Consider the following 11,317-nt stretch of genomic DNA (forward strand, 5'->3'; position numbering starts at 1 on the left):
CGCGACGATGCCGCCCGCGATCTCGAAGATGCCGTACGCGGCGTCGTCGGCGGTCGCGTCGTAGGCTTGGCCCTGCTCGTCCCACCGGCGGGGGAGCCGCTGGTGGAGCACCAGCCAGCCGGCGAGCGCGGCGATGGCCGGCCCCAGGCTCATCAGCACCGCGAACGTCGTGGTCGGCAGCCGGCGCAGGACCGTCAGCTCCAGGGTGTACGGCAGGAGCGAGGACAGCACCGCCACCGCGGCGCCCAGGGCCAGGATCGGCGGGTTCAGCAGCGTCGCCCCGGCGCCCGCCACGCCGAGCGGCAGGGTCAGCACGGCGGCGCCCGCCATGGCCAGCGCGAGCCCGTCGAGCCTGGCGAAGCGGGCGCCGACCCGGGCGCTCAGCGCGATATAGGCGGCCCACGCCGCGGCCGCCCCGAGGGCGAAGGCGACGCCGGTCGGGTCGAGCCGGCCCAGGCCGGTGCGACCGAGCAACCCCACGCCCGCGAGCGCCAGGCCCGCCCAGGCCCAGCTCGCCGCCCGGCGCCCGCTCACGACCGACAGCGCCAGCGGGCCCAGCACCTCCAGGGTCACCGCCACGCCGAGCGGGATGCGGTCGATGGCCTGGTAGAACAGCGTGTTCATGCCGGCCAGCGCCACACCGAAGGCGCCGACCAGCGCCCAGTCGCCCCGGCCGTAGCCGACCAGCCGGGGGCGGCACACGGCGAGGAGCACCACGGCCGCGATGGTCAGCCGCAGGGTCACCACGCCGGCGACGCCCGCGTGCGGGAAGAGCAGCGCGGCGACCGCGCTGCCGAACTGCACCGACAGCGCGCCGGTCAGCACGAGGGCGACACCGCCCTGCGCGCGCGTGTGTGCGGGCGCGGTCAGCACGTCGGTCACCCGTCGACGCTAGGTTGCGGTCGGCGTACCCGGAAATGCCGTTTTGCCTGCGGTTATGCTCCACGGTTATGACCGTCGACCTGCGGCACCTGCGCGCCTTCCTCGCCATCGCCGACGCAGGCTCGATCACCGCGGCGGCGGCCCGGCTCCACGTGACCCAGCCGGCGCTGTCGCGGACCCTGCGCCAGCTCGAGGACCACCTGAAGGCCCGGCTCGTCGACCGGTCCACCCACCACCTGCGGCTGACCCCCGCGGGGTCGGCCTTCCGCGACCGGGCCGCCGGCGCGGTCGCGGCCGTCGACGACGTCCTCGACCCGACCCGGGCCGCGACCTGGCCGCTCCGGCTCGGCCATGCCTGGTCGGCGCTGGGCGCACACACCACCACGCTGCTGCGCGGCTGGCAGCGCGCTCACCCGGGCACGCCGCTGGACCTGCTGCGGGTCGACGAGCGGGACGCCGGCCTGGCCCGGGGCGCGGTCGACGTCGCGATCGTGCGCGGACCCGTCGACGGCCCCGCGCAGCCGATCCTCCGGGAGCCGCGGGTGGCCGCCGTGCCGGCCGACGGCCCACTCGCCGGGCGCGCCGAGCTGTTCCTCGCCGACCTCGCCGACCTGCCCATCGCGGTCAACAGCCGCAGCGGCACGACGACCCTCGACCTCTGGCCGCGGGAGCGCATCCCGGCCGCCGTCGTCGAGGTCGCCAACACCGACGACTGGCTGGCCACCATCGCCGCCGGCCGCGCGGTGGGCGTGACCACCACGGCCACCGCGGCGATCCACCCGTACCCCGCCGTGGCGTTCGTGCCGCTGGCCGACGCGCCCGAGGTCACCGTGCACCTCGCCTGGCGCGAGCCGCCGAGCCACCCGGCCGTTGCCGACCTGGTCACACTGGCCCGGGAGGTCTGCGCGTCGCCGCGGGCCTAAGCTGCCCGTCATGCACATCGTCCGGTACCGCCTCGACCATGACGAGACCCCCAGGGTGGGCGTGCGCGAGGACGGGGTGGTGCGGGCGTTGCCCGTGCCGTCCGTCGCCGCCCTGCTGCGCGAGCGGGTCGCCGACATCCGCGCGCTGCTGGCCGCGCCCGGCGACGTCGTCGACGACGCGTGGCTGCTCGCACCCGTCGACGGCGGCACCGAGGTCTGGGCCGCCGGGGTCACCTACCTGCGGTCGCGTGAGGCGCGGATGGAGGAGAGCAGCGAGGCCGACATCTACGGTCGCGTGTACGACGCCGAGCGCCCCGAGATCTTCTTCAAGTCCGCGGCCTGGCGGGTCGTGGTCGACGGTGACCCGGTCGCGATCCGCGCCGACTCGGGTCTGGACGTGCCGGAGCCCGAGCTGGCCGTGGTGATCAACCGGTTCGGCGAGATCGCCGGCTACCTGGTCAGCAACGACATGAGCAGCCGGTCGATCGAGGGCGAGAACCCCCTCTACCTCCCACAGGCCAAGGTGTACGCGGGTGCGTGCGCGCTGTCCGCCGGCATCCGCCCGGCGTGGGAGGTGGACGGTTCCGACCTGGCGGTCGCGGTGCGGGTGACCCGCGACGGCGTGGCGGTCTGGTCCGGCACGACGTCGACGGCCCGGCTCAAGCGCCCGTACACGGAGCTGGTCGACTACCTGTTCCGCGCGGACAACTTCCCGGACGGCGCGGTGCTCTCGACAGGGACGGGCCTCGCGCCGGCGATGGACTTCACCCTGCACCCTGGTGACGTCGTCACCATCGACATCGACGGCGTCGGCGAGCTGACGAACCCGGTCGTCGTCGGCAAGGAACACTTCGACCACCAGCGACCCTGACTCACGAGGGAGACGGCATGCAGACTCGAACGCTCGGGCAGGGCTTGGAGGTGTCCGCGCTCGGCCTCGGCTGCATGGGCATGAGCGAGGGCTACGGCCCGAACCCCGGTGACCGGACGCAGATGATCGGTGTGCTGCGCAGCGCGGCCGAGCGGGGTGTCACCCTCTTCGACACCGCCGAGGTCTACGGGCCGTACGTCAACGAGGAGCTCGTGGGCGAGGCCCTCGAACCGGTGCGCGACCAGGTGGTCATCGCCACGAAGTTCGGTTGGGACATCCAGGACGGCAGGTCCGTCGGCCTCGACAGCCGACCCGAGCAGATCCGCCGGGTCGCCGACGCCGCGCTGCGGCGGCTCCGCACCGACCGGATCGACCTGTTCTACCAGCACCGGGTCGATCCCGCGGTGCCGGTCGAGGACGTCGCGGGCACCGTCGCCGAGCTGGTGGCGGAGGGAAAGGTCGCCCACTTCGGGCTGTCCGAGGCGGCCGCCGGCACCATCCGCCGCGCCCACGCCGTCCATCCGGTCACCGCGCTGCAGAGCGAGTACTCGCTGTGGACCCGCGGCATCGAGACCGAGATCCTGCCGACGCTCGACGAGCTGGGCATCGGCCTGGTGCCGTTCAGCCCGCTGGGCCGAGGCTTCCTGACCGGCACCGTCGGCACCACGACCGCGTTCACCGCGGACGACATCCGGACCACGATCCCGCGCTTCACCGCGGAGAACCGGGCCGCCAACGAGGCCCTCGTGGACCTGGTGCGGCGGGTGGCCACGACGCAGGACGCGACGCCGGCGCAGGTTGCCCTCGCGTGGCTGCTCGCCCGCCGCCCGTCGCTGGTGCCGATTCCCGGCACCCGACGGCTGGAACGCCTCGACGAGAACATCGGCGCGACCCGGCTCGAGCTGCCGGCCGCCGACCTCGCCGCCCTCGACGACGCGGCCACCCGCCTCGGCGTCGCCGGTGCCCGCTACGACGACGCGATGCAGAAGATGACCAGACTCTGACCACCCACCGGGCCGGCGGTCATTCGCTGAGGTCGGCCACCACCGCGGCGTGATCGCTGGGCCAGATGCCGTCGACCGGGGTCGAAGCCGCGCGGTGGACGCCCAGGACGCGGCCCGCGCGGTGGATGCTCAGCAGCACGTGGATGTAGTCGATGCGGCTGCTCGGCGCGACGAACGCCGCGGCGTGCGGGTTGGCCCGGTCCCACGTCCAGCCCGGGTCGCCGTGGTCCGCGAACCACCACGCGTCGAGCATCCGTTGGTCCGGCACGTAACCGACGGTCAGCTCCCCGCCGAAGCGGCGTAGCTCGTCGGACTCCGGCATCGCGTTGAAGTCGCCGACCACCACCGGTGGGTGGCCGTCGTGCGGCAGGCTCCGGACGTGGCGGGCCAGCCAGTCGAGCTGGGCCGACCGGCCCGCCGAGCCCGACAACACCGACAGGTGCGTGGTCACGAACGGGATCGTCGCGTGCGGCGCGTCGACCAGCACGCTCAGCGCCGCGCGGCTCGGGTCGCCGGGCAGGTCGTACGCCTTGTCGGACTGGATCGGCCAGCGGCTCAGCACGGCGACGCCGTTGCGCAGGCCCGGGGCGCCGTCGACCCGCACGCGCCAGCTCTCCTGGTCGCTGCCCGCGCCGAACGCCCAGTGCAGGCCCAGCTCGTCGGCGAGCCAACCGGCCAGGTTGGTGTCGTCGTCGGCCCAGACCTCCTGCAGCCCCACGAGGTCAGGCCGCTGCTCGCGGAGCACCGCGAGGATCGCCGCCCGCCGGCGCTCCGGTTCGCCGAACCGCCACCACAGGTTCCACGTCATCACCCGCACACCGATCACCGTCGCACATCCGCGCACGGTGGTGCTGGCCCCACCCCGGCAACGGGGGTCGATCGGATTCAATCGCGCCGCCGGCTTCCATAGCGTCGGGCACATGAGTTTGGATGCCCGCGAGGCGCTCCGCCTCGACGACGTACGCAAGGTCTACGGGACCGCCGACAACCCGGTGACCGCCCTCGACGGCGTGACGCTACGCCTGTCGACGGGCACGTTCACCGCGGTGATGGGTCCGTCCGGGTCTGGCAAGAGCACGCTGCTGCAGTGCGCCGCCGGTCTCGACCGGCCGACCGCGGGCAGCGTGACCATCGCCGGCCAGCCGATGCCGACCGGCGGCGAGGCCGAGGTGACCCGGTTCCGGCGTGACCGGATCGGCTTCGTCTTCCAGCAGTTCAACCTGCTTCCGACGCTGACCGCGCTGGAGAACGTCACCCTGCCGCTGCGGCTCGCCGGCCGGCGGGTCGACCGGAAGCGGTGCGCGCTTCTGCTCGGCCAGGTCGGGCTCGGCGACCGCCTCGACCACCGCCCGGCGCAGCTCTCCGGCGGCCAGCAGCAGCGCGTCGCGATCGCCCGCGCGCTGGCCACCTCGCCCGCGCTGATCTTCGCCGACGAACCGACCGGCGCGCTGGACAGCCGCGCCGCCCGCGAGGTGCTGGCGCTGCTCGCGACCGCGGTGCGGGACCACGGCCAGACGGTCGTCATGGTCACCCACGACCCGGCCGCGGCCGCGTACGCCGACGCCGTGGTCTTCCTCGCCGACGGCCGCATCGTCGGCGAGCTGGCCCGGCCCACCGCGGACGCCGTCGCGGAGCGGATGGCGCACCTGACCGACGCGGTCGCGCTGGCGGGGGTGTGAGCGATGGTCACGCTCGCGCTGCGCACCCTGCGGCACCGCACCGGCGGCTTCCTCGCCACGTTCGCGGCCACCTTCCTCGGCGCCACGATCCTGATGGCGTTCGCGTCGCTGCTCGACACCGCGGCGGCGGGCGTCGACTCCGCCACGGCCGAGACGCTGATCCTGATGGCCAGCGTGGCCGGCGGGTGGTGCCTGCTGATCGTGGCCTTCGCGGTGACCTCGACGCTGACCCTCGCGGTCCGGCAGCGTGATCGGGAAGTGGCGCTGCTGCGCAGTGTCGGTGCGACGCCGGCACAGGTCGGCCGGATGGTCGTCGTCGAGTCCGCGCTCGTCGCGGTGGCCGCCGCGGTCGTGGCCATCCCGGCCGGGTTCGGTCTCGGGCGGCTGCTGTTCACGCTGCTCGTGCGCACCGAGCAGGTCCCCGCATCCGTGCCCTACCGGTTCGGCTACATCGCCGCCGGCATCGGCGTCGCGGTGACCGTGCTCGGTGCGCTGATCGGCGCGCTGGTCGCGGTCCGGCGGACGGCGAAGCTGGGCGCGCGGGAGGCGCTGGCGGGCGACGAGCCGCGGCGGATGGGCTGGAAGCGGGTCACCGCGGGCTGGCTGCTGGTCGCGGGCGGGGTGAACTGTGGCCTGCTGACGGTGCTGCTGTTCTCGGGTCACGGCGTGGACGCGATGCAGACCGCCGGCCAGGCGTCGATCCTGGTGTCGGCGGGGCTGGCGCTGCTGTCACCGGCGCTGATCCGCGGCATGACCGCGGTGCTGGCCCGACCCCTGGCCCGGCTGGGCGGCGCGAGCGGCTACCTGACGGTCGCGAACCTGCGCCGCCGGTCGCATCAGCTCGGCGGCGCGCTGATGCCGGTCATCCTGTTCACCGGCATCTCGGTCGGCACCCTCGTCATGCAGAGCGTGGAGAACCGCGCCGCCGACGTGCCCGGCATCCCGGCGTCCGCCGAACGCAACATCGAGACGCTCAACCTGGTCGTGGTCGGCATGCTCGCGCTGTTCGCGGCCATCATGCTGGTCAACACGCTGGTCGCGGCGACCACGTACCGGCGGCGCGAGTTCGGCCAGCAACGGCTGACCGGGGCCACGCCGGCCCAGGTGCGGCGGATGGTCGGCGCCGAGGCGGCGGTGCTGGCGGTGACGGGCGTCCTGTTCGGCTCCCTGGCGTCGCTCGCGACGATCCTCCCGTACACGATCGCCCGCACCGACCGCCTCGTCCCGGACGCGCCGGCGCTGATCTGGCCGGCGATCGCCGTGGCGGCGGTCGTGCTGACCCTGGCCGCGAGCGTCGGCGCCGCCCGGCGCGCGCTGCGGACGCCCGCGGTCGAGGCGGTCGGGCGCACGGCGTAACTCGCCGCTTCCGACCTCGGCATCGTCGGCAAGGGCGGCGAGAACCTGCGGTGCATCCTCATCCACATGATCGAGGAGTACGCCCGCCACATGGGCCACGCCGATTTCCTGCGCGAGCGCATCGACGGCCGGGTCGGCCAGTAGATCCCGGCCGGGCCGCTGACGCGGCGTTACGATGCGGGCGTGTCCAACAACCCCCGCGCCGGGCAGCCGGCACAGCCCGGTGACCTGATCGACGTCGAGGCCGTCCTCGGCGCCTATCACGACCTGCACCCGGACCCGTCGGTGCCCGCGCAGCGGGTCGCGTTCGGCACGTCGGGGCACCGGGGATCGAGCCTGAAGAAGGCGTTCAACGACGACCACATCGCCGCGACCAGCCAGGCGATCGTGGAGTACCGGGCGCAGCAGGGCACGACCGGGCCGTTGTTCCTCGGGCGGGACACGCACGCGCTGTCCGAGCCGGCGACGCAGACCGCGCTGGAGGTGTTCGCCGCCAACGACGTGACCGTGCTGATCGACAGCCGCGACGGGTACACCCCGACGCCGGCGGTCTCGCACGCGATCCTCACCTACAACAAGCGCGGCCCGGCGGCCCGTGCCGACGGCGTCGTGGTGACCCCCTCGCACAACCCGCCGGACGACGGTGGTTTCAAGTACAACCCGCCGCACGGTGGGCCGGCCGACACCGACGCGACGAGCTGGATCCAGGACCGCGCCAACGAGCTGCTGCGCGACAAGCTGGCCGGGGTGCGGCGGATGCCGTACGGGCGGGCGCTGGCGGCCGAGACCACGCAGCGGTTCGACTTCACGGCGTCCTATGTGGACGATTTGCCGGCGGTGATCGACATGGTGGCGATCCGCGACGCCGGTGTGCGGATCGGCGCCGACCCGCTGGGTGGGGCCAGCGTCGGCTACTGGGCGGAGATCGCCGAGAAGCACGGGCTGTCGCTCAGCGTGGTCAACCCGGCCGTGGATCCGCGGTTCGCGTTCATGACGCTCGACTGGGACGGCAAGATCCGGATGGACTGCTCGTCGCCGTACGCGATGGCGTCCCTGATCTCCAAGCGCGACCAGTACCAGGTCGCCACCGGCAACGACGCGGACGCCGACCGCCACGGGATCGTCACGCCGGACGCGGGCCTGATGAACCCCAACCACTACCTGGCGGTCGCGATCGACTACCTGTTCCGCAACCGCGAGGGCTGGCCGGCCGACGCCGCGGTCGGCAAGACGCTGGTGTCGTCGTCGCTGATCGACCGCGTCGCCGCCGACCTCGGCCGGACACTGCTCGAGGTGCCGGTCGGCTTCAAGTGGTTCGTGCCGGGCCTGCTGGACGGCTCGGTCGGTTTCGGCGGCGAGGAGAGCGCGGGCGCGTCGTTCCTGCGCCGCGACGGTGGCGTGTGGACCACCGACAAGGACGGCATCATCCTCGCCCTGCTGGCCTCGGAGATCATCGCGCGTACGGGCCGGACGCCGTCGCAGCACCACGCGGACCTGGTGGCCCGGTTCGGCGACCCGGCCTACGCCAGGGTGGACGCGCCCGCGACCCGGGAGCAGAAGGCGGTGCTGGGCAAGCTGTCACCGGAGCAGGTGACCGCCACGTCCCTGGCCGGCGAGCCGATCACGGAGATCCTCACGTCGGCACCAGGCAACGGTGCGGCGATCGGCGGCCTGAAGGTCTCGACGGAGAACGGCTGGTTCGCCGCGCGCCCGTCCGGCACGGAAGACGTCTACAAGATCTACGCGGAGTCGTTCCAGGGGCCGGACCACCTGGCCCGCATCCAGGACGAGGCCCGCGCCGTGGTCGGCGCCGCCCTGTCCGCCTGATCCCCGGCCGCATCCAGGCCGCGTGTGAGAAGGTGGTTGATGCCCTTGAGCAGCTATCACCTCCGCGCCTCGGTCGCCGTCTCCGACATCGAGCGGGCGGTCGGGTTCTACGAAGGCAAACTGGGACTGCCCGTGCTGCGGTCCGGCCCGAGCGCCCGGATCGCGGGCGGCAGCCGGGTCTACGGTTCCGGTGGCGGGCCGGCGCTCAACGTCTACCAGTCGGTCACCGCCGGGCAGACCGAGGCGACCCTGGCGACCTGGTACGTCGACGACATCGACCAGATCGTGGACGAGCTGGTCGCGTCGGGCGTCGAGATCGTCCGGTACGACCAGTACGACCATGACGCCAAGGGGATCACCGCCCGGGCCGGCGGCGGACGCATCGCATGGTTCCAGGACCCGGACGGCAACACCTTCGCCATCGAGGCCGACGACTGAGGTCCGTGACACTACGATGACGGCGTGCGGCTCGCGCAGGTCAACGTCGCTCGGATGCGGGCCGCGCCGGACTCGCCGATCATGGCCGGCTTCATGGCGGCGGTCGACCCGGTCTACCGGATGGCCGAAGCCAGTCCCGGTTTCGTGTGGCGCCTGCCCGGCCCCGGCGGACACATGCCGACCTGCCAGGACGACGCGCGGCACTGGCAGGTCGTGAACGTCTCGCTGTGGAGCTCGTACGAGTCGATGCACGAGTTCGTCTACCGCAGCCGGCACGGCGGACTGGTCCGCAAGCGCGCGGCGTGGTTCCTGCCGACGCCGCAGCCGAGCACCGCGCTGTGGTGGGTGACGGACGATCACCGGCCCGGGTTGGCCGAAGCCCAGGCCCGGCTCGCCGTCCTGCGGCGGGAAGGTCCGACGCCCCGCGCGTTCACGCTGCGACGGCGGTTCGAGCCCGACGGGGCACCAACCCGTCGGCGACGTCCCTAACGCAACCGGGCGAGGGTGGCGTCGTCCTCCGCGCCGTCGTAGAAGCGGTTCAGGACCGCGCGGAAGACCGGCTCGTCCGGGGCCGCGTGGGCGAACAGCGTCATCGACGAGCGCAGCTTCATGGCGTCGACCGGGCCGAAGATGCGTTCCTCGTCGCTCTCCGTGCCCTCGACCAGGGCGGTGGCGCACTCGCGCAGGCGCGGGCCCAGGACCGGATGGGCGAGGTAGGCGCGGGCCTCGTCGAGGCCGGAGATCGCGTACGCCTGCGCCATCGAGCTGCGGCCCAGGCCCGCGACCTGCGGGAAGACGAACCACATCCAGTGGCTGCGCTTGTTGCCGTCGCGCAGCTCCGCCAGCGCGTGCGGATAGACGCCCTCCTGCGCGTCGACGAAGCGGTTCAGCCGGTACGGGTCCTCGTCGCTCACCCGCCCAGCCTCACCAGCGCCCGCCGCACCGGTCAAGCCGACGCTCCGTGCCGCTACGCTCGATGGCATCATGCCGTTCGCACTTGTGCCGTTCACCGCCGACCAGGCCCAGGTCGTCGCGGGCTGGGTCCGGAACGCGGACGAGGCGGACAGGTGGTGCTCCCGCGCCGAGCATCCGTTCCCCGCCGACGTGGTGCGCGGCTGGTCCACGCAGGACGACGTCGCCGCCTACCTGCTGGTCGACGGCGAACGGCCGGTCGGCTACGGCGAGGTCTGGTCCGACGACGAGGAGGACGAGGCCGAGCTGGCCCGCATCCTCGTCGCACCTGGGGAGCGGGGCCGGGGAGTCGGCAGGGCGCTCACCCGCGCGCTGGCCGCCCGGGCGGGGTTCGACGACGTGTTCCTGCGTGTACGCCCGGACAACGCGGCCGCCCTCGCGACCTATCGCAAGGCCGGGTTCGCCGACGTCGCGGCAGAGTTGCAGGAGGAGTGGAACGCGCCGCAGCCCCGCCCGTACGCCTGGCTGCGCTGGACCGGCACGCCTTAGGCGCGTGCCCGGTCAGGACGTCGGCACCAGTCGGCCGGTCTCGTCGTCCCGCGCGCGGATGGCGGCGGTGTCGTCGTACTCGAACTCGAGCCGGTTGACCACCGACACGACGCCGGGGACCGTGCGGGCGAGGCGCTCCGCGATCATGACTGTGCTGCGCCGGTCGAGCGTGCCCACCAGCGTCACGACGCCGTCGCGCACCACCACGTGCACGGGCTCGCGGTCGATCCACCTGGTCGTGTGCGCCACCTCGGCCAGCACGTCCTCGCGAATGTCCGTGTCCAGCCGGCTGAAGACGCGCAGCAGGTCGGTGGCGGAGACGATGCCGACCAGCCGGCCCGCTTCGCCGGTGACGGGTAGCCGTTTGACCTTCCCCGTCCGCATCTGCTTGGCCGCCGACGGGAGTGTCGTCTCCGGCACGACCGTCCACACCGGCGTGGTCATCACGTGTTCGACGTCCGTCGGGCGCGAACGGACGCTCGGGAGCAGGTCCGTCCGGGAGACCATCCCGACGACGTGGCCCCGGTCGTCGACCACCGGCATGGCGCTGAGATGGTGGGCGTCAAGGGCGGCCAGCACCTCGTGCGCCGGCCTGTCGACTGTGGTCGACACCACGTCTGCGGTCATCACGTCGCGTACCCGCCACTGTCGCATGGTTACCGTCCTCGGTCTTGATCGTCCGGTTCCAGTCTCGCGAGGCCTGGCGACGACCGACAGGTGGGCGAGCCGCAGGGTCCGCGGGCGCACCTTGCCAGTCGTCGGCAATCTGCCTGGCTCATGGCCTCGTCGTAGGCGAGCCCATCGACCCGACGACCACCGACCCCCGGCGTGACCGGGCCGCACGGCTGGAGCTCGCGCGGCGCCGGATGCACGAGC

General features: G+C 73.4%; 12 protein-coding genes and 2 pseudogenes. 10 read left to right on the forward strand and 4 right to left on the reverse strand.

Going from position 1 to position 11,317, the window contains the following annotated elements; translation table 11 throughout:
• On the reverse strand, positions 1–882 hold an 882-nt coding region (locus tag AB0H87_RS29895; RefSeq protein WP_360152909.1), incomplete at its 3' end, for an EamA family transporter.
• Positions 883–950: 68 nt separating this feature from the next.
• Between AB0H87_RS29895 and AB0H87_RS29900 the strand changes: the two genes are divergently transcribed.
• Genes AB0H87_RS29900 through AB0H87_RS29910 form a run of 3 tightly spaced genes read left to right on the forward strand, consistent with a single transcriptional unit; the run spans position 951 to position 3,680 of the window.
• Positions 951–1,805, forward strand: a complete 855-nt coding sequence (locus AB0H87_RS29900; protein WP_360152912.1) for a LysR family transcriptional regulator — start codon at positions 951–953, stop codon at positions 1,803–1,805.
• Between the two features lie 10 nt (positions 1,806–1,815).
• Complete coding sequence (locus AB0H87_RS29905) at positions 1,816–2,676, forward strand: fumarylacetoacetate hydrolase family protein (protein ID WP_360152915.1); 861 nt, start codon at positions 1,816–1,818, stop codon at positions 2,674–2,676.
• Positions 2,677–2,693: 17 nt separating this feature from the next.
• Positions 2,694–3,680, forward strand: coding sequence for an aldo/keto reductase (locus AB0H87_RS29910; RefSeq protein WP_360152918.1), 987 nt, complete (start codon positions 2,694–2,696; stop codon positions 3,678–3,680).
• A 19-nt stretch (positions 3,681–3,699) separates the two neighbouring features.
• Here AB0H87_RS29910 and AB0H87_RS29915 read toward each other — a convergent pair whose 3' ends face one another.
• A complete protein-coding gene (locus AB0H87_RS29915) occupies positions 3,700–4,506 on the reverse strand; it encodes an endonuclease/exonuclease/phosphatase family protein (protein WP_360152921.1) in 807 nt (268 codons plus the stop codon).
• 94 nt (positions 4,507–4,600) lie between these two features.
• Here AB0H87_RS29915 and AB0H87_RS29920 point away from each other — a divergent pair, with 94 nt between their 5' ends.
• The 6 genes and pseudogenes from AB0H87_RS29920 (at position 4,601) to AB0H87_RS29945 (ending at position 9,469) form a co-directional block, all read left to right on the forward strand.
• Positions 4,601–5,359 (forward strand): ABC transporter ATP-binding protein, encoded by a 759-nt coding sequence (locus AB0H87_RS29920; RefSeq protein WP_360152923.1) that lies wholly within the window; start codon positions 4,601–4,603, stop codon positions 5,357–5,359.
• A gap of 3 nt (positions 5,360–5,362) precedes the next feature.
• Positions 5,363–6,715, forward strand: a complete 1,353-nt coding sequence (locus AB0H87_RS29925; protein WP_360152926.1) for an FtsX-like permease family protein — start codon at positions 5,363–5,365, stop codon at positions 6,713–6,715.
• 45 nt (positions 6,716–6,760) lie between these two features.
• Positions 6,761–6,859, forward strand: a pseudogene (locus AB0H87_RS29930) (DUF664 domain-containing protein); the annotation flags it as partial.
• Between the two features lie 39 nt (positions 6,860–6,898).
• Positions 6,899–8,542 (forward strand): phosphoglucomutase (alpha-D-glucose-1,6-bisphosphate-dependent), encoded by a 1,644-nt coding sequence (pgm, locus tag AB0H87_RS29935; RefSeq protein ID WP_360152929.1) that lies wholly within the window; start codon positions 6,899–6,901, stop codon positions 8,540–8,542.
• A 39-nt stretch (positions 8,543–8,581) separates the two neighbouring features.
• A complete protein-coding gene (locus AB0H87_RS29940) occupies positions 8,582–8,980 on the forward strand; it encodes a VOC family protein (protein ID WP_360152932.1) in 399 nt (132 codons plus the stop codon).
• A 24-nt stretch (positions 8,981–9,004) separates the two neighbouring features.
• Complete coding sequence (locus AB0H87_RS29945; protein ID WP_360152935.1) at positions 9,005–9,469, forward strand: DUF3291 domain-containing protein; 465 nt, start codon at positions 9,005–9,007, stop codon at positions 9,467–9,469.
• Here the strand turns inward: AB0H87_RS29945 and AB0H87_RS29950 are convergent.
• Positions 9,466–9,894, reverse strand: coding sequence for a DUF1810 domain-containing protein (locus AB0H87_RS29950; RefSeq protein WP_360152938.1), 429 nt, complete (start codon positions 9,892–9,894; stop codon positions 9,466–9,468). The two genes, AB0H87_RS29945 and AB0H87_RS29950, sit on opposite strands and share 4 nt — an antisense overlap.
• Before the next feature lie 52 nt (positions 9,895–9,946).
• Here AB0H87_RS29950 and AB0H87_RS29955 point away from each other — a divergent pair.
• A pseudogene (locus tag AB0H87_RS29955) lies at positions 9,947–10,441 on the forward strand (GNAT family N-acetyltransferase); the annotation flags it as partial.
• Positions 10,442–10,453: 12 nt separating this feature from the next.
• On the opposite strand, the gene AB0H87_RS29960 reads toward AB0H87_RS29955, so the two are convergent.
• On the reverse strand, positions 10,454–11,095 hold the full coding sequence (locus AB0H87_RS29960) for a CBS domain-containing protein (RefSeq protein ID WP_360152941.1): 642 nt from the start codon (positions 11,093–11,095) through the stop codon (positions 10,454–10,456).
• Positions 11,096–11,317 lie beyond the last annotated feature (222 nt).

Source organism: Asanoa sp. NPDC050611 (assembly GCF_040654855.1).
Taxonomy (GTDB): domain Bacteria; phylum Actinomycetota; class Actinomycetes; order Mycobacteriales; family Micromonosporaceae; genus Asanoa.

Excerpts from the sequence above, each read along its gene's own strand:
- AB0H87_RS29900 (WP_360152912.1), top strand. The coding sequence starts at position 951 with ATGACCGTCGACCTGCGGCACCTGCGCGCCTTCCTCGCCATCGCCGAC.
- AB0H87_RS29905 (WP_360152915.1), top strand. The coding sequence starts at position 1,816 with ATGCACATCGTCCGGTACCGCCTCGACCATGACGAGACCCCCAGGGTG.
- AB0H87_RS29910 (WP_360152918.1), top strand. The coding sequence starts at position 2,694 with ATGCAGACTCGAACGCTCGGGCAGGGCTTGGAGGTGTCCGCGCTCGGC.
- AB0H87_RS29920 (WP_360152923.1), top strand. The coding sequence starts at position 4,601 with ATGAGTTTGGATGCCCGCGAGGCGCTCCGCCTCGACGACGTACGCAAG.
- AB0H87_RS29925 (WP_360152926.1), top strand. The coding sequence starts at position 5,363 with ATGGTCACGCTCGCGCTGCGCACCCTGCGGCACCGCACCGGCGGCTTC.
- AB0H87_RS29940 (WP_360152932.1), top strand. The coding sequence starts at position 8,582 with ATGCCCTTGAGCAGCTATCACCTCCGCGCCTCGGTCGCCGTCTCCGAC.
- AB0H87_RS29960 (WP_360152941.1), bottom strand. The coding sequence starts at position 11,095 with ATGCGACAGTGGCGGGTACGCGACGTGATGACCGCAGACGTGGTGTCG.